This is a genomic window from Acinetobacter haemolyticus CIP 64.3 = MTCC 9819 (assembly GCF_000369065.1).
GTDB lineage: Bacteria > Pseudomonadota > Gammaproteobacteria > Pseudomonadales > Moraxellaceae > Acinetobacter > Acinetobacter haemolyticus.
On sequence record NZ_KB849803.1, the window covers coordinates 181,894 to 206,780 of the forward strand.

The window sequence follows — 24,887 nt, forward strand, 5'->3', positions numbered from 1 at the left end:
ACCTTTCGTACATATTCTTAACTGATTCAATTTTCAAAAATGAGCACTTGTGAAAGCCACTAAACCCACAACCAAACAAACAATCCATGTACGAATAACAATAGTCCCAAGTAAAAACACAGATTGAAAATGCTAGGTAATGCAATCCAACCTTTTGCAATTAAACGATCTGTGAGCGGATTAGAGAACTTAAATAACACATAGGCAATAATGGCTTGTACCAACAAAATCGGAATATAAATTCCATATAGATTTATTTCACCCATGCGATACACCTACAGCATTTATTGTTGAGAACATCTCTTCAGCAGGCATATGTCCAATGCTGACACGAATATTGTTCAATGAAATCTGCATACGTTGACGTAATTGCTCGTCCTCAATTTCGGAGGAAATGAATTGCAATTGCTCTATTTGCTGAACAATTTCTGCTGGAAAGTGATTCACTGACAACCGTTTTTCTTGGGTTTTGAAATAATCAGTCAATTGTTGCTGTAATCTCTTCACTTGGTTCTGCAAAGTTTCAAACTGAGGGAGTTTCTGACTAATTTCTTGCAAACGAACCAAATCAACAATTGAACTACTCTCAACCAAAGCATGTTGAATCGAAGTTTTTATCTCAAGATCTTGTACCATCTTAGTATTCAATACGCCCACTCGATCTAGCATACTGCGCAGGTGGATCTTGAAGTCACTTCCGTAAGCCATATGAATTGCTTGACGCATGGCTTGATAATGTAAAGCCAAAATACGTGTTGCACTGGTATCTGGAGAAACAGCTCTCACCAGATCGATGACGATCAATGAAACCAAAACACCCAATACCATCGCAAAGGAGCTGTCTAAATAAGACACAGCATCCATGGTGTATTGATTATGTAGATTCAAACCCATCATTGTGTTGATACCGAGCACCATTCCAACGGGCATCAACATTTGATTTGCCATCATACTCACAGCAACCAAAAACACAGGAAAAAGAACCAAAGCCAATTGCCAAAAATGTGTCACATGCGGAAAAATTCCAAATGCATACAAAAAGACCAAGACTGCTGAAAACAAACTGCCCCAAATAAAAATTCGCAACACAGGCACTGGATTATCCAAGGCCGTCAGAATACATGCCGTTACTGCCCCCATCTGCGCCATCATAAACCCAGCTTTCCAACCTGAAATAATCCACGCACCAGTAACGATAAAAGTAATTAATACAGCACTGATCCCACCACGAACTGCGATCCCATGGTCACGATGTAAACTCGGATAGGTGGTACTAATAGCGGTAATTTCCGCTGGAATATCTTTTTTCCCTTGCTGAATGTGTTGCCAAATGAGTTTCACAGCCAAAATATTGGCAATAAAATGGCGGATATCCATTTTTAGAGCACCCAAAACAACTTGCTGCTCGGATGTTGCCATTGCAATTAATTCGAAAAAATCTTGTTCAAACCCTGTCGGCAACGTTTGTAAATCCGATGGGAGCAATGCTTTTTCTTGCTTTAAAAATAATAAAGTACGCTGTCTAATTCGATCTAGATGTGGTGCAAGCTCAACCATTTGCATCTGTTCAAGCTGTTTCACACGTTGAGAAAGCGCTACTAGATTGGCCACCACGAGGGAAACCTGATGCAACATTTCCTGCAACGGTTTCGTCATCCCTTTAAGCTCACCTTTTTCATAATTTAAATGCACAGCAAGCGCATGAATATCTGAAGCATCTCGGGTAATCACTGATAAAATCTGAGTATAATCTTGAGGCGTCTCCTGAACGGTCACCAAATTCTCAAACGTGCTTTCTAGATCATGCAATGCCTTGTTTACTCTTTGTTTAATCATCGCCCCAACATGTACTGGAAAGAACGTTGCAGAGACAACAGCAGTTGCAATGACACCGATCGAAATCTCTAATACTCGTGCTAAAGCAATATCAAAAATATTGTAGCTATCAATATAAGTAATAGCGTTATAAACAATCATCGCAGTTGAATACCCTGCCAACATAAAGACATAGCTACGAGGTGTACGATCCAATAAAGAAACGTACAAAGCAAAGCCAACCCAAAGTGACAAAATAATCGTGAATAACCACGGTGTATTAATAAAATGAGGGGTTAAGATCAAAGCAATAATTGCTCCGACAACAGTACCCACCAGTCGATAAACACATTTTGATGACACCATTCCTGAGTATGGATTAGCAATAATCAAAACGGTTCCAATCGACCACATCGGATTAATCAAATCCAGTTCAAATGAAACAAACAGTGCCAACATACCTGCCACAAAGGTTTTGCAGGCAAAAATGATGTCTAGTCGGCTTGGTCTAAAAGCCAACAACTGTTTAAGTAACATGTATATATCTCAATGCTAGGTCAGTTTTTGCTCATCATATTGCGGTCTATATAAATCAAGAGACAACACATCCAGCCTATTTTAGGATTAACCCAAAACAGCCGATGAACACTAAGCTGATTAATTTGAAATGAGGCACAATGTGGACAGCGTTATGGAAATCACTGCTTAGCACAATAATTATCCAATGAAGACATTGCATGGATAATTTTTCCAAAAAATGATAAATTAGTCAACATAATTATCATAATTTGATAATTTAATGTGTTTAATAACCGTGTTTTTATTGAATTCGCTAAGTTTTCTCAGACAGCTTTAGATTTATTCAGGTGAGCCCAACAAATTCTAAGGCCCATATCAGACTCAACGCTTTTCTGTTATAAAACAATAAAAGTTTGATTTTCACGTTCTTTTTAAGGAGTAGGCACATCATCATGGCAAGTTCGAGTTTTGGTAAGATTCTCACTGTGCTGGATTTATTTTCGGTTACACGCCCAATCATCAATGTCGATATCATTTGTGATGAACTTGGATTGTCCAAGCCGACTGCCTACCGTTATCTTAAAGAATTGGTTTCTGCCGATATGCTTAAACGCATTAGCGGAACTTCAGGAGATTATACTTTAGGCTCCAAAATCGCTGTTTTAGATTATATTTCGCATAGCACCGACCCATTGGTTCAGATCAGTATTCCATTTATGCGTGATATCGTGGATAAAACTGAGCTATGTTGTTTACTCACTTATTTAAATCATGATTATTGTATTGATTTACATCATGAAACTTTTAAAGAAGCAGAGCTGCTGTCTTTTGGTCGAGGTTGCCCTCGTCCTGTTTATATTGGTGCCTCTCCTAAAATCGTGATTGCCCATTTGAGCAAACAACGCATCCAAGCCTATTATCAACAGTTCACTCAAGAGCTAGCTCAGGTGGGTTTTGCCCAGAATTTAGATGAGTTTGCCCAACAGATGAGAAAAATCAAAAAACAAGGCTTCTATTTATCACAAGGTGAGATTGACCCAATGGTTTGTGGACTATCAGTACCTATTCGCTTTTCTAACAAAGAAGCACCCATTGCACTCACCTTAGTCGCTTCAAAAAATCGCTTTGATTTTTTAAATATTCAGAAACTGATCGAGATTTTACAAAATAATGCAGCACAAATTGAACATAAGTTTGCCTTACTTTCTGAAAATGGATAAAACTTATTATGAGAATATTTAAAAATTTTTACATTTTTAAAGATTGAAAATATGCAAAAATTCTCATATTATGATTTTGTTCTTCAGCATACTCTCCCAAAAGAGCATGATTTTCCTCAGAGAACTAAGCTCATCAACTGATGGGCTTTTTTCTTATATTTATTCTAAAAAATCGCAAACTAGGCATAAAAAAACCTTCCCGAAGAAAGGTTTAAGAAACAACCAAAAAAGGAAAGATTAAGGCTGCTTTAAATACGGCCATGCGGCTTTCAGATAAATAAACATTGACCATAGCGTTAACAGTACCGCAGCATATAACAAAGCGTATGCCCACATTTCTAAGGGTTGCCAGTTCAACAAGAACACACTGATCGCAATCATTTGGAATGCTGTTTTGTATTTTCCGACTGTAGAAACTGCAACATTGGTTCGCGCCCCGAGCTCAGCCATCCATTCACGTAAAGCAGAAACAGTGATCTCACGCGAAATAATCACAATCGCTGCAAATGCCATTGAATTGGTAGGTTGCCATTGCACAAGCACAATTAAGGCTGCTGCCACCATTAGCTTATCTGCGACGGGATCGAGAAAACGACCAAAAGCAGAAGTCTGGTTCAATGTTCGCGCCAAATAGCCATCAAACCAATCGGTCAGTGCGGCAAGGACGAAGATTGCTGTCAATATGATATGACGTAGCATGCCACCATGATGTTCAGCGCCAATCGCTGGTGGCCAATATGCGATTACCAAAAAAACAGGTATGAGAGCAATACGCGCCAAAGTTAATATATTTGGAATGTTCAGGATTCGCCCTGTACTCATAAACACCGCCATGTTGTTCGCATCAAATTTGCATATTGCGCAAAGGATGTACCGAGATTGTTTCGATCTGTAAGCAACTTTATACGAAATACTGCCTAATGTCGATTAGGCAAACACGGCAACCGTCTGCCTTAAGATCGCAATCAGCCGATGATCACGATCCCAAACATAAGCATATTCGGTAGCGTAACCATGTTCAGCATATTCTGTTGTTACCTTGTATTTAAACCAATCCTGAATATTTTGAGCAATCGGATGGATATAAGTGATTTGCCAAGTCAATGAACTGGCTGGTGCAGGTGTCTTAAACATAGGTAACACCCCTGGCGGCCACACATCCATCAATGCAAACAAATCTGCAAGCTGCATTTCCCGATCAGCATGTAGATTTGGTGCAAAACGACTCCAACCACCAAAATCAGGCGCTTCACTTCCTGCCATTGGATAATGACCTTCAGCCCAACACAATTCAAATTGCTGCATACATTCAGGCATTAAACCTTCGATATAAAACGTTTTATCTAAGGTTTCAGGCAATGGATAATCTGGCTCATGTGGCAGATGATTGACATGAATGCGGGACTCACGTTGCGAACCAAAGCTCGCAACCAAAATGCTTTGCACTGCATCATCCTGCCACAAACGAACCTCCAAACTCGTTACAGACTTACCTTCACGGAGTATTTCAGCCGTGAGCTTTGCTGCACCATGTTGTACGGGACCAATGAAGGTCACATTACAGCTGAGAAGCTGCTTTGCAGGATCGTTGACCACCCCCATTGCTTTTTGGATCATTAGTCCTGCAATGAGTCCGCCAAATACGGTTCGACCTTGTAACCATCCTGATGGAATATCAATCGTTTCTTGTTGCTTAACTTGTTGATACAGTGGAAGCAATGACATCATTTTTCCTTTTATCTTCAATAGATTCTATCTTTGAATGTTTTTAGTCATTTGTGAATGGTCATTGATCAATCAATCATTGAAAGATTTGGTCAATTGGTCAAATCACTCATGCAAAATTTTATAAATGGTCCTTGCTATAACCTCACCCAAACCCGGGACTAAACTCAGCTCTTTTTCAGAGGCATTCAGCACACCTTGAATACCGCCAAAATGGGTTAACAAATCTCGACGGCGTTTTGGTCCCAATCCGGGAATGGCTTCTAAAACTGAACTACTACGACGTTTATCACGCTTTGCACGATGTCGGGTAATGGCAAAACGATGCGCCTCATCCCGCACTTGTTGGATTAAATGCAAAGCCTTATGGTCTTCAGCAAGTTGAATCTTGGTTCCATCGGTAAAATGCAAGGTTTCTAGCCCTGGTTTACGTCCCTCACCTTTAGACACACCAATCATAAAAGCATCCAACTCAAGCTCTTGCATGACCTCCATTGCCATATGTAGCTGCCCTTTGCCCCCATCAATCAAGAGTAAATCAGGCAACATATTCTTCTTATACCGTCGAATCAGGGCTTGCCGCATCGCTGCATAGTCATCCCCGCCCGTAATATCCTGAATTGCAAACTGTCGATAATCGCGTTTTCTTGCGCCACCCTGATCAAAGACCACACATGAAGCAATCGGTGCCTCCCCCATGGTATGGCTAATATCAAAACATTCAATACGATCAATTGGGCGACCAACCACCTGCTCTAATTGATGAAAACGCTCATTTAATTCGAGATGATTACTGAGTTTCCCTTTTATGGCATGTTGCACATTCATTTGTGCAAGCTCCTGCCATTCAGCCCGTGTTTCACGCACCTTATGTTTGATCTGGATTTTTTTATTAAAGGTCTGTTGCAAGGCTTCTTCTAATTGCTTTTTATCAGGAACCTCTAAATTTACGATCAGCTCAACCGGAATTTCATCCGCGACTTGAAAGTAAAAATTCGCGATAAAATCACTCAACATTTGCCCCAGATCATCCCCGAGCATATCTGGAAAATAACTTTTTCCACCCAACATCTGACCATTACGCACATACATAATCTGAACACACGTAACACCCGCTTGGTGTGCAATCGCTAAAATATCGGCTTCACCTTTAATTTTAAAAACAGCTTGCTGAGCTTGAACTTCACGTAATAAGGACAAACGATCTCGGTAAAAAACTGCTTTCTCAAACTCTAAGGCTTCAGCTGCTTGCTCCATTTTGCCAATCAGTTCCTGATTCAGCTCTTTGGTATCGCCTTGTAGAAAACGAATCGAGTTATTTACATCTTCCTTATAGTCTTCTGGGCTAATCAAACCAACACAGGGTGCAGTACAACGCTTGATTTGATATTGTAAACAAGGTCGCTTACGTTGGGAAAAATAGCTATTTTCACACTGACGGACATTAAACAATTTTTGTAGTGTTAATAAGGTATCGCGGGCACTATAAGCACTTGGATAGGGTCCAAAAAATTTACCGATTTGATGTTTGCCTTTTCCCCGTCCACTTGCAATCCGAGGATAAGGCTTATCTGCTGAAACAAAAATATATACATACGACTTATCATCCCGCAGCATGATGTTATACGGTGGGCGATGCAATTTAATCAGGTTCTGTTCAAGTAATAAGGCTTCGGTTTCGGAGCGAACCACTAAAGTTTCGATGTCATATATACGCGCAACCAATGCTTGAGTTTTTGGATGCTCAATGGTTTTGACAAAATAACTCGATACACGATTTTTAAGATTCTTCGCTTTACCGACGTAAAGCAACTCTCCATCTTTGCCCAGCATTTTATAAACGCCCGGCAATTGGGTCATATGAGCAAGTATTTTTTCAATGTGTTCACGTGCGTTTGGATTCACGGCAGACTTTCATGATCAGTAATGCTTTTGATGATGTCGTTTGTATCGATGAATTTCAAGTCCCGATGAACTGTAACTTAAACAATAAAAAAGCCCTGAAAACCGATAAGGTCTCAGGGCTAAATATGAAAAAATTAGCGATGAATGATTCGACTACGTCTTAAAACACATAGGGGCGAATAAAGATAAGGAAGAACAAGCCCAACATGATGAACCACTTCAAAAAGTAGTACAACTGACGATTGGACTTCTTCAAAGCTTTGGCTTTAATACGAATTTGGTAAACATAACCAAAAGCTTTATTTAAACCACCGGTTTGATCTCCAGCTTCATTTGGAGAACTTGCCGCAGTCATGACTTTTTTGCCAAACCAATGATTAAACTTTTCCATAAAACGTGTTTTGAGCGGACGTTCAACATCTGCGAAAAAGATAATACGGTTTTGGTCTGTGGTATTTTCAGCATAGTGAATATAAGTTTCATCAAATACTACGCTTTCACCATCTCGCCATGAGTAACGCTCACCATCCACATCAATAAAACAACGATCATCATTCGGTGTAATTAAACCTAAATGATAACGCAACGAACCCGCATAAGGATCACGATGTCGTACCAAACGACTATCAGGCGCAAGCTCAGTAAACATTGCAGCTTTGATGGTTGGCAAAGTCTTTAATAATGCAGTTGTTTTCGGGCAAAGTTCTGCTGCTGATGGATGCGCCGAGTCATACCATTTCAAGTAGAAACGTTTCCAACCTGTTTTAAAGAAGGAGTTAAAACCCAAGTCATCATAGGTACTGGACGCTTTAATACCGCCTTTGTCATACAATGCTTTTGCTTCATCACGAATCATTTCCCAGTTTTCATCAAGAACTTTTAAGTCCTTGAAATGCTGCGTGTCGATATACGGCTGATTCGGCACTTTGGAAAACATGTACATTAAAAAATTGATTGGCGCGAGAATCGTAGAATGGTCAAAAAACTGACGATAAAACGAATGCTTTACTTTACCACGGCGCTGAATATACAACGCAGAAATGATAAAAATCGCTAATATGATCCACTTAATCATATAGTTACTCACTTTTGGATATTAATTAAAATATCGCAATAGAATTTTAAACTTTAGAAGTGAGGTGATATTAGCAAATTCAAAAAAAAAAATCAGATCAAGTTAATATAACAACCATGGATATCTCAAAACATTAATTTTAAGATATCCATATACTGAATATGTTTTAGTTTTTATAAGGCTGCCAATCTAAAGACGATAAAGCGTAGAGAGCTTCAGCTGCTTTTTCATTATACACATAACAACCTGATTTTAATTGAGCAATTTTCAATTTTGCTTTACGGATTTGCTCTGGTTCATTCACATTTTTTAAATAAGTTTCCCAATGTCCAATTTCTTTCTTCGCAGTCCATTCAATGCTACTGGTATAATCAGCTCCATAAGTTTGACCTTGATATTCAACAGCCACACTATTATTAGCTGCAAAGCCTAAACTTGTATTGTAAATGGTTGTCCAAGATACGCCTTGCCATCCCCCATTAGCTGCTCTATACGTAAAAACAAATGGGTTTTTTTCAATCAGATCAAATAAATACCATTCATTCTCTAGATTAAAATCCTCAAAACTCTGTTCAATCATCGTTTTTTGACTGAAAGCAAACGTATCTTGATTCGATTTTCTCGATACCAAACGATAGCACGCGCTTCCAGCAGGAAATACCTTATTCCCATGAACATTTAAGAATATCTCAGCATTTCCCAAAGCAAACTCATCAAAGCCCAAAGTTCGGTAATTAGGCAATACAGTATCGAACATATTTTTGTTTGTGAGATCAACACGCTCAAGTTTCCAATCTTCTTTGACATCACCAATGACATTATATGTCCAATCGGTCATTGAATGAATATTCATCACTTTAGTTGCGATATCAGTCGGTAAATAAAGCTTTTTCTCAGTTAATAAATATGAGTTTAATGGTTGATTTGATTCTGGGTCCTTAACTTGCTTATTAAAAATTTCGAATGCGCCAAAAGATAAAGAATCCCCTACTTCAATACTTATATCATCATCTTCATATATGGAAATTTCATGATCCATAAAATAATAACGTGTACCATTGGAAGTGAGGTCCTGTGTCCCATCTCCACCTGATTTGTTATTACTTGAACTATCACCACCACCTCCTCCACACGCGCTTAGCATGAATGGAAGCATTGCCAAAACAACAAATTTATTTTTTAACATAAGACTACTTTCTTAAACATTTTTATAACACAAATACTACCTATAGATAAAAATATAGACAATACCTTCTGTCCAACAACACATAAAAAATTCTTCTTTTTTTATTACGAGTTCAAAAATACTTAATCACTTAGATTACCTTTATCTTGATCCAAAAAACTCACCGTTTTTAAAGTAAATAAGCCACATCACATCATGACTACAATACATAGCAAAAATATCGTATCTCTATATTTTTAATAATTTTTTCAAAAACATAAAATTAAAATTTGGAATCTACAAATATAACTTATATTTCCACATAAAAATTTGATGACCACTGCGTCACGGCTTGATACAACTTTGTTATGCCCTTTTTAGATATAGTTATCGTAAGATTACCGAAGCGTTTTTGCGACCTAACAGGCGCATAAGCTTTATGACATCAACTTAGAATCCTCCACAACAAGGAGATCAGGCATGATCCACGCTGGCAATGCCATTACCGTCCAAATGCTTGCGGACGGAATTGCAGAATTCCGCTTTGACTTACAAGGTGAGTCGGTTAATAAATTTAACCGTGCGACCATTGAAGACTTCCAAGCAGCAATTGCTGCGGTTAAAGCCAATAACGATATTAAAGGCTTAGTTGTTACTTCTGGAAAATCAACATTTATCGTTGGTGCAGATATTACTGAATTTGGCGAAAACTTCGCTGCTGGTGAACAAGCGATTGTTGACTGGCTTATGCCTGTACATGAGATCTTCAATAGCTTTGAAGATTTAGACATCCCTAAAGTTGCTGCTATCAATGGCATGGCGCTTGGTGGCGGTTTTGAAATGTGCTTAGTGTGTGACTACCGTGTCATGTCTGAGCAAGCACAAGTCGGCTTACCAGAAATCAAACTCGGTATCTATCCTGGTTTTGGTGGTAGCGTTCGTTTAAGCCGTTTGATCGGTATCGACAATGCCGTTGAATGGATGGCAATGGCGAATCCGAAGAAGCCAGCTGCTGCACTTAAAGATGGTGCGGTAGATGCGGTTGTTGCTGCTGATAAACTACAAGAAGCTGCTATTGATTTAGTTAAACAAGCCATTGCTGGTCGTTTAAACTGGAAAGCAAAGCGTCAAGAAAAATTAGATGCAATTAAATTGAACCCACTTGAACAAATGATGGCGTTCAATACAGCGAAAGGTGCGGTTCTTGCGAAAGCAAATCCTGCACAATACCCTGCTCCTAAGTTATTGCTTGACTCATTACAAGCAGGTGCAAGCTCAACTCGTGATGACGCATTAAAAGCAGAAGCTCAAGGTTTCGCTAAAGCTGCGATCACACCACAAGCTGGCGCACTTATCGGTTTATTCATCAACGATCAAGTTGTGAAGAAAACTGCGAAAAAATATGAAAAAGGTGCTCATCCTGTAAACCAAGCAGCTGTATTAGGTGCTGGTATTATGGGTGGTGGTATTGCTTACCAAGCGGCAAGCAAAGGCACTCCAATCATCATGAAAGACATTGGTAACCCACAACTTGCATTAGGTATGAAAGAAGCGAATGGCTTGCTAACAAAGCAAGTTGAACGCAAGAAAATGAAACCTGCGCAAATGGGTGAAACCCTTGCTCGCATCCGTCCTACTTTAAGCTACGATGAGTTTAAAGAAGTGGATATCGTGATCGAAGCGGTAACTGAAAACCCTAAAGTTAAAGAAATCGTACTTGCAGATACAGAAAAGCATGTTCGTGAAAACACGATCATTGCATCTAACACATCTACAATCTCGATTACACGCCTTGCGAAAGCATTACAACGTCCTGAAAACTTCGTTGGTATGCACTTCTTCAACCCAGTACACATGATGCCATTGGTTGAAGTTATTCGTGGTGAAAAGACTTCTGATGAAGCAATCGCAACCACAGTTGTTCTAGCTCAGAAAATGGGTAAAACACCAATCGTTGTAAACGACTGCCCTGGCTTCTTGGTTAACCGCGTATTGTTCCCTTACTTCGGCGCATTCGACCTTCTTGTTAAAGATGGCGCAGATTTCCAACAAGTGGACAATGTGATGGCAAAATTCGGCTGGCCTATGGGCCCTGCATACTTGATCGATGTTGTTGGTATCGATACAGGTGTACATGGCGCAGAAGTGATGGCTGAAGGTTTCCCTGACCGTATGAAGCCTGACTACAAAGGTTCTATCGAAGCGATGTATGAAGCGAAACGTCTTGGCCAAAAGAATGACGTTGGTTTCTACAAATATGTGTTAGACAAGAAAGGTAAGAAAGCGAAAACTGTTGATCCAACAGCTTACGAAATCATTGCGCCTTTCGTGACTGGCGAAAAACGTGAATTTGATCCACAAGAAATCATTGACCGTATGATGCTTGCTTTCTGTAACGAAACAGTTCGTTGCTTAGAAGACAACATCGTTGCAACTGCTTCTGAAGCAGATATGGCGATGATCATGGGTGTAGGTTTCCCTCCATTCCGTGGTGGCCCATGCCGTTACATCGACCAAACAGGTGTTGCTGAATACGTTGCGCTTTGCGACAAATATGCACACTTAGGTAAAGCTTATGAAGCGCCACAGATGTTGCGTGACATGGCTGCTAACAACACAAAATTCTACGGTTAAGGAGCGACGTGAATGGCTACTTTAAATCCACGTGACGTTGTGATTGTTGATGGCGTTCGTTCTGCCATGGGCAAATCACGTAACGGTATGTTCCGCAATGTACGTGCCGACAGTTTATCTGCTGAGTTAGTACGTGCACTTGTTGCTCGTAACCAGTTTGATACCAACGAAGTTGAAGATGTAATCTGGGGTTGCGTAAACCAAACTTTAGAGCAAGGTATGAACATTGCTCGTAATATTGGTTTATTGGCTGATATTCCTAAAACTGCTGGCGGTCAAACTGTTAACCGTCTTTGCGGTTCTTCTATGCAAGCAATCCACACTGCGGCAGCTCAGATTGCAACGAACCAAGGTGATGTATTCATCATCGGTGGTGTTGAGCACATGGGCCATGTAGGTATGATGCACGGCATCGACCTTAACCCTGAAGCATCTAAACACTATGCAAAAGCATCTAACATGATGGGCCTAACGGCTGAGATGTTAGGTCGCATGAACGGTATCTCTCGTGAAGAGCAAGATGCTTTCGGTGTTGAATCTCACCGTCGTGCATGGGCTGCAACACAAGAAGGTCGTTTCAAAAACGAAATCGTTGGTGTTGAAGGTCATGATGCAAATGGTTTCAAAATCCTTTGCGACATCGACGAAGTAATTCGTCCAGATGCTAACCTTGAAGCTTTCAAAGCATTGAAACCAGTGTTTGATCCTAAAGGTGGTTCAGTAACAGCTGCAACTTCATCTGCTCTTTCTGACGGCGCATCTGCAATGTTGTTGATGTCTGCTGAACGTGCTCAAGCGCTTGGTTTGAAACCACGTGCTGTGATTCGCTCTATGGCGATTGCAGGTTGTGATGCTGCGATCATGGGTTACGGTCCAGTTCCAGCAACTCAAAAAGCGCTTAAACGTGCTGGTTTGACGATGGCTGACATCCAAACGATCGAGTTAAACGAAGCATTTGCTGCTCAAGGCTTATCAGTCATGAAAGGTCTAGGCGTTTATGACAAACAAGACATCATCAACTTGAATGGTGGTGCGATTGCATTGGGTCACCCATTGGGCTGTTCTGGTGCACGTATCACAACAACATTGTTGAACGTGATGGAACAACAAGATACACAAATCGGTCTTGCGACGATGTGTATCGGTCTTGGTCAAGGTATCGCGACGATTATTGAACGTGTTTAAGAATTAAACACGTGAGAACAAGAAACCCCGCTTAATGCGGGGTTTTCTCTATTTATGCTTATCAATTTCTAAAACTAATTTTCTATATGTATCCTTATATTTTTCTAAATTTGTTAAATCACCCTTTCTATTGGCGACATATATACTTAAACTATCTAAGTCTAAAAGCTCTATCTTTCCATTTACATTTTGATAAGGTGAAAGAATTTCCTTTTCCCTCCAAGGCTCATCATCATGATGAATAAAAAGAATTTCAAACTCATCTAAAAGACCAGTCCTATTAGAACTTTTACTTATATATTCAATACCATAACACCCAATTTCATCTGATTTAGATAAATATCTCCATAGGAGACTAAACTCATTTTCTTCTTTAGTTTCACTAAAATACATAGATTGATTTTTGTCCCAATATAAATTCTCAATTACTATTTCAGGATGGCTATTATTTTTAGTATAGAAACTTACACCAACAAGTTCAGGATATTGTATGCTTGACTCTTTATTTCTCAAGTCATATATATCATAAGAATGAATTTGACAAAATTTATTCAAAGCTTCGATAAGAATATCCTCAGAATCATCTTGAGACTCAATAATTATATGATCAGAGAAAAGTTTTCGAAGGTACTTCTTCTTCTCTTCATAGTTTTTTTCATGCGACCTTACATTCAAAATATAAAAATTATCATTTCCTAATATGTCTTTTATTTTATATTCACCAATAGAATAATCTACCCATTCATTTGTAGTAAATTCCTCAAACCTGTGACCTTCGCCATAAATCAATCTCAACAAATCATTTTCTCTTCCATTTTTACAGCGTATAAATTTTTCATATAATTCTGTTAAAAACTCACCATGCGTATATTCAAAATTAATATTCCAAAAATCTCTACTGATATTTAATATTTTTTTTGCACTAATACCATATATATCAACCATGTAATCATAATTATGACTATGCGAAAGTGGGTAACCCCTATAATCATTAATTCCTACTGTTTGACCTTTAAATAAAAACTCACTCCTCAATAAATCAATTTCAATATTAGGCTTCAAATAAAATGCAACTTGCTTTTCTTTATCCCATATTACATCTGCAATTAATTCTTTGGTAAAACCATAAGTACAAATTGGTGCATATTTTAAGACTCTCTCATATATTTTATTTATTTGAAATTGAATCCATTTTTTTTCAAAAATATCAACATTATTCAGTAAACTAAGCTTTTCATTGTCGTAGATTTTTTCCAAATCAAAATTAACTTTTATATAAAACTTTGTAGTAGTACCAATTTTTCTTCTATCACCAACATTTTTAGTTATAAAGCAATAACCTTGCTTTCCACCTAGAGGGGAGGACATTTCAATATCTAAGCTATCGTGAGAAAAATAGCTGCATGTATCAAATCGAATACTTTGCATGTCTACAGGCAAATCTTTTGTTAACAGAAATGCACTATGCAAACCTATCCCAAACTCACCCGAAGGTCTCATCCATTGAGGCATTTCATTAATTATTTTCTTTTTATGATTATTTCTACTTGATCCAGCCATAGTCTGCATATAACCAAGATCAACCATACTCATTCCAATGCCTTGATCAATAATTTGAAACTCCCAAATACTATCCAATGTTCCTTCGATATTTTTTACTTTATTAATTTCTAATTGAAGTGGATATTTTTCTAGAATTTTCAGGAAATCTTCGTGATAAGGGTGTAATTCTTTAAGTCTTTCCTGATCTTCTTCATGCCAAATTCTTAACATTGTAGCATCAATTGAATTCTGAATAAGTTCACGATATATGCTGTATTCATCACTATACAAGTTCGCACCTTGCAGTAACTCCATAGCATTTTTTTCGTCTAACTTAAATTTCATTGGTTTATTATTTAGGAGTAATTTTTCTTTCTTAACTCCATTGTCATATTTCACCTCCATTTTTACATCTAATTGTTCGATAGTTGGAAGTGAACCAAACTTTAAGTTTGGTACTATCAAATTCCATTGAGACATTTGATTTTGAAATTCTTCACGTATCCATCCAAACCAGTTTTGAGTTTCAACATAAGACATTTCATCAGGACATTCTGCGACAAGTTTTACTGTTCGCTTATCTAGCTGAAACTCACGTAAAGATAAATGTTTGTCATGATGGTGTTTACTCATAGACGGCATATTACTGACGTGCTTTGCCATGACAGGGCAAAAACGATTGTCATCTAAGTCAAACAAATCCCCCAAACGTAGTAAACATCCTATAAAACGTGGATGGCAATCTTCCGTACCCAATCCAGTTTGTTTATAGGGAAGTGTTTCCATTAAAGTATCGAAATTCATACCATGAGAAACACAAATTTGTCCTAAATAACGATAAATTCGGTTGGGTAAAAGTTCTGTTCTAGGTGAAGTTATCCCTAAATCTTTAAAAGGATCTTCAACCAATTTTCCAACTCTTTTGTCATGTCCTCTTCTAAACCATTCAGCAATTAGTTGGCGATATTTTTCTACACCATCAAAAGGGTGATCTACTGTACCAATTGCTGATAACCAATCTTGCTCAACATAAGCTTGGCAAAATTTTTGAAGATCATGCCCTTTTTCATTTGCAATCGTTTGGATCATAAAATTGAAGTCAGAATTTGAATGCACTTCTTTTGCATTTTTAGCATCGACCAACATTCCTACATCATGCCAATATGCTGCTTCAAGAATTAGCCATGCATCTGTAGCACTTAGTAAATCAATATCATCACCCAAAATACGTTCGATATTGACTAAAATTTGCTGTGAATGTGAGGCATTATGATTGCTAAAATGCGGGTAAAAACCACCAATATTCTCTAATGCTTTACCTACAAGCTTTTGGTCAAACTCCCACTGTGAAAGCAAAATTTTTACATTACCATCCGCTTCACATTTTTTCTTTAAATGTGTAATTAGTCTAGTGCTCATATCATTGTTTTTTAAAAATATTAACTAGATCATCATACGCTAAATTTTATTTTACAAACAAAAAAGCTTAATAAATAGTAAAAAAACCCGCTTAATGCGGGGTTTCTTGTTTAGAGATAAATTCAAATTTTAGGGCATGAAAAATTGGTTTTGTTGTCCTCTCAACCCATCTTCAATTTGCTTTTGCAATTTCAAGATATCATCCATATTGATCTTAATCGTTCCATCTCGGATGCCCATGATATTATTTCGATCAATATTCAAAGGTTCTAACATTTTAAATAGACCTGACGTCGGATCTGAGGATTGTAACCCTCTCGCCACAGCTAAAATATGCTGCTCTAATAAAGGTGAAAGTTGAGAAAAATCCAGAGCTGTCATTTGAGGCTGATAATTGACTGTCGTTATTCCCTCATCTACACCAGCATTCTGCATATCACTATGTACTTTGTAAATATGGTGTTGCAAAGCTTCACGTACTTTTTCATCTTCTTGAAATGGAATAAAGCCAACCTCTTCACGCAGCTCAGATTCGGCCATGATTTTAATGGTTGGCAATGTCACAACGTCATTTGCTTGAACCGTTGTTGGTAGCCCCATAGCAATCAATACGGCGATACAAGCTGATCGTTTTAGAAAATTCATGGCTCGCTCCAAAATCAGTCACTCAATAGAAATATAATGAGTTAAATGAAAGCATCTAATAATAGGCTACAACAAAGTTCGACTTGATTCAGTAAGGCTCAGATAAACGGTAAATATCAATAAAACTTTGACCAAAAGATCAAAATTGAATGTAATTATCAAATTAATTTAATCTTTATAAAAACAAATACATTTGTTATAAGAGATCTTATTTGGTCAATATTTTTATTATTATCATTTTGTTGCGACTATAAACATTAATTTTTTTAAAATTTCGATTTCACAGGATTAGGAGAAATAAATGCTATCTACATGGGCGAAAACAACGATTGCATTGGCAATAACAGGAAGTTTTTTATCAGCAGGCTGTGCCACCAAAACCCTAATCACCAAAGACAGTAAAACGTATACACGGACAGCCAAGGTTACTTTAGTTGAAGACAATGTAGTGGCGTTTGGGCGACCAGCACAAGCAACTACCAATTTACCAAGAGATAGTATTGTGATTGCAGGTCAAAAAAACAGTTATATTTTGACCCAAGGTGGCAGTCAGTTTGCGACCATTATCAATAAGCTTGATCCCAAGAACATTCAAATCACTCGTGATCTAAATTTCTTTTCTGAAAAAAATGACGGTCATTTTTCAGGAACATTGCCCATTTCTTATGTCAAACTCAAAGAGGATTTAAGTAAAAAAGACTTAGAGTTTTTTATTGAAAATGGTGCAAAAGAGTGTTCATCTTCAAGTGATACACGTATGCAAGCACAACGTTTTTGTTTTGATATAAAACTTGCTGGTGTCGTCTATCCTACCGCAAATAACCTCAGTTCATTAAAAGCATTAAGCAAGCCTTATCAAGTCACCATTTATACGCAAAAACAAGAAAGTTATAAATCTCGATCTAGTCTGAACCCATTAGAGAAATTAGTGTTATTGCCTTTTGCTGTTGCAATTGATGTGGTCAGCCTGCCGTTCCAAGCTGCCGAAAAGATTTTTGATTAAGATTGAACAAATGGTCTTTAAGTCTGTGTGATCAATCAACTTAAAGACCCAACCTTAAAAAATGAACATCTTATTTCATCAACTATGCGTCTCTTCTTCACCTTCATTGTCAAAAGTTTTGGCAATTTTTTCGATATTTAAACTTTTCGCCATCGCATCAAAAATATCTTTATAGACCCCTTGCTGATGATAAAGTTGATGATGTTCACCATGTTCAACAATCGCACCATCCTGCATTACGTAGGTATAGTCGGCATCAATAATCTGAGAAAGACTATGCGAAATAATGATCACGGTTCGCCCTTGTTTGATTTCATCCAAACTCTGTTTAATCTGTTCAGTAGCAATCGCATCTAAACTGGCGGTAGGTTCGTCTAAGAAGATAATCGGAGGGTTTTTTAAAAACATACGTGCGATTGCAATACGTTGTTGTTGACCACCCGACAACAGCAATGCATCGGATTGATAACCCTTTGGTAATTTTAGAATTTGCTCGTGAATCGAGGCTTTTTTTGCAGCTTGAATAATTTCCTCTTCGCTAGCATCCATTTTCCCATAGCAAATATTATCTTGTATGGTGCCCTGAAAAATATGATTTTTTTGCAGTACCAAACCAATATGATCTCGTAAATATTGAGTATCCATATCTTTCAGATCAATACCATCCATCAAAATTTGTCCGGATTGTGGTACATAGAATTTGTCTAACAAACTAATTAACGTTGATTTTCCTGCACCTGATAGTCCAACTAGAGCTGTAATTTTATTGGGTTGAATAACCATATTAATATTCTTGAGTGCTTGATAACCATTGGGATAATAAAAATCAACCTGCTTTAATTCAAACTTTCCACGCAAGAGTGATGGTTTTTGCTGCCCTGACTTTTCTATTTCATCATCAGCTTGAAGAATTTGGAAAAAACTTTCCGCATAAATCATAGCATCATTGACCTCATCGTAAATGCGGTGCAAGGAACGAATCGGAGCCGAAACATTGTTAAATAACAAAATATGAAACATGATCATTCCAATGCTCATATCTCCAATCAAAACAAAATATGCGGTCAGGATAATAATAAAAACTATACCAATTTGTTCGGTAAAGGTTTTAACCCCATCAAAAATAAAGCTAATTTGACGGGTATGCATCTGATTATCAGTCAGTTGCTTTTGTAAAATCAGTTGCTTTTCAGCCTCTACTTTTTCACGGTTAAAAGATTTAATCACCGTAATCGAATTGATAATACTCAAAATTCCCTGACTTTTACGTTCTCGGCCATCACGCAAACTTCGCCTTACACCTCCTAACTTTTGCGCCTGCTTAAAAGTCAACCAGAAGTAAATCGGTACGATACACAGCGCAACTAACCCGATCCAGAAATTGGCATAGAACATTAATGCCAATGCCAAAATTGCACTGCTAAACAATGGAAGAATGTCAATGAAGAAGATTTGAATCAAACGTGTAATCGAACCAATACCTCGGTCAATACGGGTTTGTAATTTTCCTGCTTGATTGTCATCTTGAGTAAAAAATGAAAGCCGATAAGTTAGAAATTTTTCGATGATTGCTTGTGCTACATCTTGGGACACCATAATTCTTAGACGTTCACCAAATAATTTTTGGCCAAACTGAATCAATGTACTAAGTATTTCTTTTGTGAGCAAAATAACGCTAATCGTTACTAAAATATACCAACCTTCAGCGAGTCCCTCTCCGGCTTCAACTAAACGATTAATTTGATCAACTGCGTATTGTAAAGTTAAAGCATTTACTTGCGCCGTAATTGCTCCAACCAAAGTGAATATTAAAGTCACAATGACCAATAACTTATACGGCGCAACAAAGGGTCTAACTTTAGTAAAAAGTTGCCATAAATTCATATTTTTAACGTCTATTCTCCTCAATACCTCTATAAATCTGATTAGCAATTAGATTGTTATCATTTTCCATCCATTGAAACAGACCTACGCAATGACACGAAACATCCAGATAAAACTAAAGTGCTTCTTCCAAAATCTCTGTATTATTTTTCTTAATTTTATTCATCTGACTGTTTAGTTTAAGTACCTCCTGATAGAGCGTATTAAATTTTTTCACAGGTGCATTTTCATGAAACAGAATCATTTTATTTTTTATTTGCCATGGATGTGCCTTCAATAAATCAAACATCGCTTGGGCCTTTTCTATAATTTGCTGTTCAATTGAGAAGATATCCTCATTTGAATCAATTTCCAGATTACTTTCTAACTTGGTGAGTAGAGTTTGACGTAAATCTTGCTGAATCGACATTTTTTTGACTTGTTCTAGTGAATCCAAATAAATTTTCTGGCGCTGTTGTTCATATTGTACTGAAGCATTTCGTACCTCAACGAACATCTGGGTTGTTTCTTTATAATTCCCTGTACGATCTCGATCTAATCGTTCAACGTCTAGAAAAGTATCCCATTTCGCTGCTTTTAACTCACGCAAATAATGATTTCGAGCTTCGACATTTTGCATCCAGTATCCTAGTAAAAACGCAGACATTTTTTGGTAATCACCAGATAAGCGATCATCATGCACATCAAACTCTACAGGCGTTGACCAATCTTGGGCCTGATCATAGAGTTCACGCATTTTCTCAGCCATCACCACATCAAACATTTTTTGATTATTCAGTCGGTGCTGTTTTATATAATCCTGATAGAAGAAAAATGAACCAATACAGACAATAATAATGAATAAAAATATCAAAAAACGACGCATATCATCTCCAAATTTAATTATATTTTTAGTTCTAAAGTTGATGTTAATCCGTTTAACAACCTACCTTTAGATGTTTTTATTTCAGTCCTTGTAATGCAGCATTACATAATGTTCGCTTTAAATTCAACATGATCACCCTTATTATCAGATGTAATGATCATTATTGAGATAACACCATGCGCGTAGATATCTGGTCGGACGTCGTTTGTCCCTTTTGTTATATTGGTAAAAAACGTCTTGAACATGTTGCAGAAGAAGCTGGAATTGAACTCGAGATTCATTGGCATAGCTTTGAGCTTGATCCAAATGCCCCAGCAAAGCATGACACATCAAATACCGAACGTTTAGCTCAGAAATATGGTCGTACTTTTGCCGAAATGGAAGAAATGGAACGTAATATTGCAACCATGGCAGCTGCCGAAGGTATTGATTTCCAATGGCAGAAAGCCAATTCTGGTAATAGTTTCAATGCCCATCGAATCATTCACTTGGCGCAAAGCAAAGGTTTAGGTAACGAAGCAAAAGAAGCTTTTTTCCATGCTTATATGACTGAAGGCTTAGCGATTGGTGAACGTGAAGTGGTCGAAGAAATTGCGTCACGCATTGGTTTGGATAATGCTGAAGTGGAATACGTCCTTGACTCAGATGAACTGGCTGATTTTGTTCGTCATGATGAAAAAATTGCACGTGAACAGTTAAATGTCACAGGCGTACCTTTCTTTGTATTTGATCAAAAACTTGCGCTTTCAGGTGCTCAACCACGTGAAATTTTCTTACAGGCGCTGCAACAAGCACAATCTACAGCTCCACAGCAAGTGGAATCAACCGAGACCGCCCAATGTCAGGATGATCAATGTGAAATAAAACCATAATTATTGTGGTTTAAACCATAAGCAAGCAACAAGTAAAACCGTTGCTTGCCTCTATACAGATCAGTATATTTTCTTTTTATTTCAGTATTTTAACTATAACAATCACTATTAGATTAGATTTATTTTTTATTTGTTTAATTTTTTTATCTTTGATATGTGAGACTGTTCACAACTTAGTCATAAATTTACAGATACATTTCTATTTGATCATCTGTTTATCCGATTTATTCTTTTAAAATGTTTTTGTTTTCAAGGATAAAGCATGAACAGCATCTCTATTTCACCTAGCCAAATGAGAGTATTTGCTAACTATCAGACTATAGATTTTGACTTTTTTTCTTCTATAATTGTCATAAAGTGACGTCTTTTGTGATGAAAATACAAGTTTTTACAGCTTTTATGGTTGTTCTAAAACCAGACGATTGATCACTATTGTGAATCACTTTTTACATGGAAAAAACAGAACCAATTTGACTTAAAAAATGTATATCCATTGCGATTTATACGGTTAATTTATTATTTGAACAGGCTCAAGCCTATCTCTAAGGAAACAATAGATGGACGTATTAGAGAAAGCACTTTTGGTTGATGAGCTCAAAAGTCTGATTGAGGGGCTCAGTGATGATAAAGCATCACTGTTTGAAATTGCGAAAGCAAAACAACGAATTAAAGATATTTGCGCATCTTGCGACGATCCTACTTTTCAAGATCAAATTACACCGTTCAAGGCATTTATTCAAAATGAAGAGTTTTCCAACGAAGAGTTGAGTCACCATGGTTTTGCCATGACATATCGAGGCACCTATAACTTTATGGGTCGTGTTGAAAATGCATTATTCGCCTCTGGAGATATGGGGTGGGCTGCATTACGACAAGCTCAACTTTGGCAAGTTTGGGTGATTCGTCCAGCATTATCTTTTCTGAAAAGCCCATGGATGCCATCATCCCATGATGCATTACAATGGTTAAAAAACCATGCCAGTGAATATATAAAAACAGATCATGAACTTGAAACGCTGATTCCTGTTTTAGAACCTATACAAGCATCTTCAAATACAAATCACCAAGCTCAAACTGATATCTTATCGGTAATCCGAGAAGAAACAGAGCAATTCAAATCTCAGCTTGACGCAATCATTCAAGAAAAAATTCAGCCAATCACCACCAAGAGTCACGCTGGCACACCATCGACTATCAAATCATCTTATCGTAGTCCTAGCAATCTCAACAAAGCGAAACCTGTGACTTTAAATGATTTCAATTTAGATGGCTTTCTCTGTCGCCTAGAACGCGTCAATGCTCGCCATTTTCCATCCTTATATCGTGTTGATATGCACAACGAGATGGATCAGAACATCAAAATTGATTGGTTATATCTCAAAGCGGAAAATGAAGCCCAACCTGTTTGGGAGTCCACACAGATTTTTATTGCTGAGCAACTGTATGCTCAAGGACAATTTTCACATTACGTGGTTTTGGTAGGAACACATAATACTGAATATGCAACGTCTATCTTGCAGTCCTATACCAACCAACAACATACTCAAACCAGCTCTATCCACCAAACCAGCTGGAGAAATTTCAAACAGCATTATCATCAACATGAAAGCTTATTTAATGAATGTATTATGAATGGCAGCTTGATATGGCAACGTGATCAACGTGCTTATCCTTATATTCCGGCATCATTTATCAATACACAAAAATTCATTCCATTTGAAGAAACTGCCGCCACCTTTTTCACACCAGTTATCTTATTAAGAGAACGTCATAAAATCCGTGTGATTCATGGCGCTGAACGCGTCAAACTGTCCAGTGAAGATCAGGCTTATCCTTATTTGTTATTAGATCGAGCAGATGGTTATACCTGGCAATTGATTCGCCAAGCAATTAGTCGTTTACCACAACCCATCTCAGTACACGATTTATATCAAGCTTTAGAAAATAGTGCGATCTCGGAGTCTTCTTAAAGAACAGTACCTTTTTTTATGGTTTTATTGTATCGACACCGTGATCATTTACACCTTCTAACCAAGCATGATAATAAGGGCCGAGAAATATATTTACTCCGCCCTTTTCCTTGTTTTATATAATTAAATTGCTGTTTTTTGTTTCTGTAACTTGCTTTTGACAGATGAATCATCAAAAGTGAAACCAAGAACAATATATAAAGCATGCATTATGGCAATTTCTATCAGAACGGTATCAACACCTTTATTTTATTGCTTCGCAACATTATCTTTGGCTGCGATCAATACCTGCTATGCAGAAACAGATTTGGATACGATTGTGCAGCAACAAACTCCAACATCTCCCGCTCATACGGCACCTACAGAAAGCTGGTTAGGTTATATTCCCAAATTTGTAGATGCAACACCGACAGTATTCCCTGAGCAATCGAATCAACCCGTTGTGCCACCTATTAAGGAAACAGAAGATAAGACATGGGTGGATAAACAACAACGCCATATCCGAGAATGGGCAGATCGCACGTCAGTGAAAATTGATAATTGGTTTGGTGAAATTGATCCAGATAAACCAGCTTCAGCAACAATTCGCGTCATGCTTGATAATTACTGGAATGAATATGACAACTATGAGGTTAAACCACGTATTCGCGGTAAGATCAAATTACCGACTCTGGAAAAACGGTTAAGCTTAGTTTTTGGCGATGACTCTTTAGATGATGAGTTCGATAATCATATCAGCAGTATTAACCAGCAACCGAATCAAGATCCAGATAAAAGATTTAGCTCAAAACAAACTCGCGATAGTAATGGCTCTGTTGCATTACGTTTCTCTGATTTATCAAAAAGACTCCCCTTTGAAACCAATGCTGATCTTGGTCTCCGGTCTGGTAGTGATATTTATCTGCGATTGAGAGCAAAGAAAAACTGGGAGTTAGAACATGACTTTAGCTTCAATGCTGAACAAATCTATCGTTATGGCAGTAAAAGTGAAAATTATCTACGTACCAATCTAGAACTCATCCATGCTCGTCCGAATCAACCCTTTTTATCCAATCAATTCAGTCTTACTTATGCAGACAAGCAAGATGATGACCTTAGATGGGATAATCGTACCTTCCGTGAACATCAATTCTTTGCGCATAATCGATTTAATTATGGCATCTATACAGGGGGTTACTATAATGATAATGATTTACGCTTAAATAGCTGGGGTCCATTTGTATCATGGCGCCAACCGCTATGGCGTGAATGGTTCTATGTGCAAGGTGACCTAAACTACTTTAATGATCATCGTGAAGATCGCAATCATTATGTGAGTACCTTCCTCCGTCTTGAGACCTTATTCTAACGAAGATGATTTTTTAGACATTACTGTGGATAACTTTAGACTTATCCATAAATATAAAAAACCTCTGCCAACAAAGCAGAGGTTTTCCGAATAATT

Annotated in this window: 18 protein-coding genes; 7 read left to right on the plus strand and 11 right to left on the minus strand. The window is 37.7% G+C overall.

The window, feature by feature from the left end:
* Positions 1 to 59: 59 nt before the first annotated feature.
* Both F927_RS09180 and F927_RS09185 read right to left on the minus strand, forming a co-directional pair.
* Positions 60 to 266 carry a DUF1656 domain-containing protein gene (locus F927_RS09180; RefSeq protein ID WP_005083867.1) on the minus strand — a complete coding sequence of 69 codons (207 nt, stop codon included), beginning with the start codon at positions 264 to 266 and terminating at the stop codon, positions 60 to 62.
* On the minus strand, positions 259 to 2,352 hold the full coding sequence (locus F927_RS09185; RefSeq protein WP_005083868.1) for an FUSC family protein: 2,094 nt from the start codon (positions 2,350 to 2,352) through the stop codon (positions 259 to 261). Before F927_RS09185 ends, F927_RS09180 begins: the two co-directional genes overlap by 8 nt.
* Positions 2,353 to 2,786: 434 nt before the next feature.
* Between F927_RS09185 and F927_RS09190 the strand changes: the two genes are divergently transcribed.
* The gene (locus F927_RS09190; RefSeq protein ID WP_005083871.1) at positions 2,787 to 3,554 is read left to right on the plus strand and encodes an IclR family transcriptional regulator; all 768 of its coding nucleotides are present in this window, start codon (positions 2,787 to 2,789) and stop codon (positions 3,552 to 3,554) included.
* 237 nt (positions 3,555 to 3,791) lie between these two features.
* Here the strand turns inward: F927_RS09190 and pgsA are convergent, their stop codons facing one another.
* The 5 genes from pgsA to F927_RS09215 form a co-directional block, all read right to left on the minus strand.
* Positions 3,792 to 4,376, minus strand: a complete 585-nt coding sequence (gene pgsA, locus F927_RS09195; RefSeq protein WP_005083874.1) for a CDP-diacylglycerol--glycerol-3-phosphate 3-phosphatidyltransferase — start codon at positions 4,374 to 4,376, stop codon at positions 3,792 to 3,794.
* A gap of 105 nt (positions 4,377 to 4,481) precedes the next feature.
* Positions 4,482 to 5,279, minus strand: a complete 798-nt coding sequence (locus F927_RS09200) for a thioesterase family protein (protein WP_005083877.1) — start codon at positions 5,277 to 5,279, stop codon at positions 4,482 to 4,484.
* Positions 5,280 to 5,384: 105 nt separating this feature from the next.
* Positions 5,385 to 7,184 (minus strand): excinuclease ABC subunit UvrC, encoded by a 1,800-nt coding sequence (gene uvrC / locus F927_RS09205; RefSeq protein ID WP_005083879.1) that lies wholly within the window; start codon positions 7,182 to 7,184, stop codon positions 5,385 to 5,387.
* Positions 7,185 to 7,344: 160 nt separating this feature from the next.
* Positions 7,345 to 8,259, minus strand: coding sequence for a lipid A hydroxylase LpxO (lpxO, locus tag F927_RS09210; protein WP_004637663.1), 915 nt, complete (start codon positions 8,257 to 8,259; stop codon positions 7,345 to 7,347).
* A 166-nt stretch (positions 8,260 to 8,425) separates the two neighbouring features.
* Positions 8,426 to 9,445, minus strand: a complete 1,020-nt coding sequence (locus F927_RS09215; protein WP_005083880.1) for a hypothetical protein — start codon at positions 9,443 to 9,445, stop codon at positions 8,426 to 8,428.
* Positions 9,446 to 9,904: 459 nt separating this feature from the next.
* On the opposite strand from F927_RS09215, the gene fadB reads away from it, so the two are divergent.
* Both fadB and fadA read left to right on the plus strand, forming a co-directional pair.
* Entirely contained in the window at positions 9,905 to 12,058 is a 2,154-nt protein-coding gene (gene fadB, locus F927_RS09220; protein ID WP_005083882.1) for a fatty acid oxidation complex subunit alpha FadB, read from the plus strand.
* A 12-nt stretch (positions 12,059 to 12,070) separates the two neighbouring features.
* Positions 12,071 to 13,243, plus strand: coding sequence for an acetyl-CoA C-acyltransferase FadA (gene fadA, locus F927_RS09225; RefSeq protein WP_005083884.1), 1,173 nt, complete (start codon positions 12,071 to 12,073; stop codon positions 13,241 to 13,243).
* 48 nt (positions 13,244 to 13,291) lie between these two features.
* On the opposite strand, the gene F927_RS09230 is transcribed toward fadA, so the two are convergent.
* Together F927_RS09230 and F927_RS09235 are read right to left on the minus strand one after the other, a co-directional pair.
* The gene (locus tag F927_RS09230) at positions 13,292 to 16,204 is read right to left on the minus strand and encodes an HD domain-containing protein (RefSeq protein WP_005083887.1); all 2,913 of its coding nucleotides are present in this window, start codon (positions 16,202 to 16,204) and stop codon (positions 13,292 to 13,294) included.
* A gap of 129 nt (positions 16,205 to 16,333) precedes the next feature.
* A complete protein-coding gene (locus F927_RS09235) occupies positions 16,334 to 16,849 on the minus strand; it encodes a hypothetical protein (RefSeq protein ID WP_005083888.1) in 516 nt (171 codons plus the stop codon).
* Positions 16,850 to 17,150: 301 nt separating this feature from the next.
* On the opposite strand from F927_RS09235, the gene F927_RS09240 reads away from it, so the two are divergent.
* Positions 17,151 to 17,852 (plus strand): YidX family protein, encoded by a 702-nt coding sequence (locus F927_RS09240; protein ID WP_005083891.1) that lies wholly within the window; start codon positions 17,151 to 17,153, stop codon positions 17,850 to 17,852.
* A gap of 78 nt (positions 17,853 to 17,930) precedes the next feature.
* Here the strand turns inward: F927_RS09240 and F927_RS09245 are convergent, their stop codons facing one another.
* A complete protein-coding gene (locus tag F927_RS09245) occupies positions 17,931 to 19,736 on the minus strand; it encodes an ABC transporter ATP-binding protein (RefSeq protein ID WP_004637656.1) in 1,806 nt (601 codons plus the stop codon).
* Positions 19,737 to 19,851: 115 nt separating this feature from the next.
* A complete protein-coding gene (locus F927_RS09250; RefSeq protein WP_005083893.1) occupies positions 19,852 to 20,601 on the minus strand; it encodes a hypothetical protein in 750 nt (249 codons plus the stop codon).
* A gap of 176 nt (positions 20,602 to 20,777) precedes the next feature.
* Between F927_RS09250 and F927_RS09255 the strand changes: the two genes are divergently transcribed.
* From F927_RS09255 to F927_RS09265, 3 genes are all read left to right on the plus strand, one after another.
* Positions 20,778 to 21,473 (plus strand): DsbA family oxidoreductase, encoded by a 696-nt coding sequence (locus F927_RS09255; protein WP_005083895.1) that lies wholly within the window; start codon positions 20,778 to 20,780, stop codon positions 21,471 to 21,473.
* Positions 21,474 to 22,030: 557 nt separating this feature from the next.
* Positions 22,031 to 23,443, plus strand: coding sequence for a hypothetical protein (locus tag F927_RS09260; protein WP_005083897.1), 1,413 nt, complete (start codon positions 22,031 to 22,033; stop codon positions 23,441 to 23,443).
* 211 nt (positions 23,444 to 23,654) lie between these two features.
* The gene (locus tag F927_RS09265) at positions 23,655 to 24,791 is read left to right on the plus strand and encodes a hypothetical protein (RefSeq protein ID WP_005083899.1); all 1,137 of its coding nucleotides are present in this window, start codon (positions 23,655 to 23,657) and stop codon (positions 24,789 to 24,791) included.
* Positions 24,792 to 24,887 lie beyond the last annotated feature (96 nt).

Excerpts from the sequence above, each read along its gene's own strand:
- F927_RS09180 (WP_005083867.1), bottom strand. The coding sequence starts at position 266 with ATGGGTGAAATAAATCTATATGGAATTTATATTCCGATTTTGTTGGTA.
- F927_RS09185 (WP_005083868.1), bottom strand. The coding sequence starts at position 2,352 with ATGTTACTTAAACAGTTGTTGGCTTTTAGACCAAGCCGACTAGACATC.
- F927_RS09190 (WP_005083871.1), top strand. The coding sequence starts at position 2,787 with ATGGCAAGTTCGAGTTTTGGTAAGATTCTCACTGTGCTGGATTTATTT.
- pgsA (WP_005083874.1), bottom strand. The coding sequence starts at position 4,376 with ATGAGTACAGGGCGAATCCTGAACATTCCAAATATATTAACTTTGGCG.
- F927_RS09200 (WP_005083877.1), bottom strand. The coding sequence starts at position 5,279 with ATGTCATTGCTTCCACTGTATCAACAAGTTAAGCAACAAGAAACGATT.
- lpxO (WP_004637663.1), bottom strand. The coding sequence starts at position 8,259 with ATGATTAAGTGGATCATATTAGCGATTTTTATCATTTCTGCGTTGTAT.
- F927_RS09215 (WP_005083880.1), bottom strand. The coding sequence starts at position 9,445 with ATGTTAAAAAATAAATTTGTTGTTTTGGCAATGCTTCCATTCATGCTA.
- fadB (WP_005083882.1), top strand. The coding sequence starts at position 9,905 with ATGATCCACGCTGGCAATGCCATTACCGTCCAAATGCTTGCGGACGGA.
- fadA (WP_005083884.1), top strand. The coding sequence starts at position 12,071 with ATGGCTACTTTAAATCCACGTGACGTTGTGATTGTTGATGGCGTTCGT.
- F927_RS09230 (WP_005083887.1), bottom strand. The coding sequence starts at position 16,204 with ATGAGCACTAGACTAATTACACATTTAAAGAAAAAATGTGAAGCGGAT.
- F927_RS09235 (WP_005083888.1), bottom strand. The coding sequence starts at position 16,849 with ATGAATTTTCTAAAACGATCAGCTTGTATCGCCGTATTGATTGCTATG.
- F927_RS09240 (WP_005083891.1), top strand. The coding sequence starts at position 17,151 with ATGCTATCTACATGGGCGAAAACAACGATTGCATTGGCAATAACAGGA.
- F927_RS09245 (WP_004637656.1), bottom strand. The coding sequence starts at position 19,736 with ATGAATTTATGGCAACTTTTTACTAAAGTTAGACCCTTTGTTGCGCCG.
- F927_RS09250 (WP_005083893.1), bottom strand. The coding sequence starts at position 20,601 with ATGCGTCGTTTTTTGATATTTTTATTCATTATTATTGTCTGTATTGGT.
- F927_RS09255 (WP_005083895.1), top strand. The coding sequence starts at position 20,778 with ATGCGCGTAGATATCTGGTCGGACGTCGTTTGTCCCTTTTGTTATATT.
- F927_RS09260 (WP_005083897.1), top strand. The coding sequence starts at position 22,031 with ATGGACGTATTAGAGAAAGCACTTTTGGTTGATGAGCTCAAAAGTCTG.
- F927_RS09265 (WP_005083899.1), top strand. The coding sequence starts at position 23,655 with ATGGCAATTTCTATCAGAACGGTATCAACACCTTTATTTTATTGCTTC.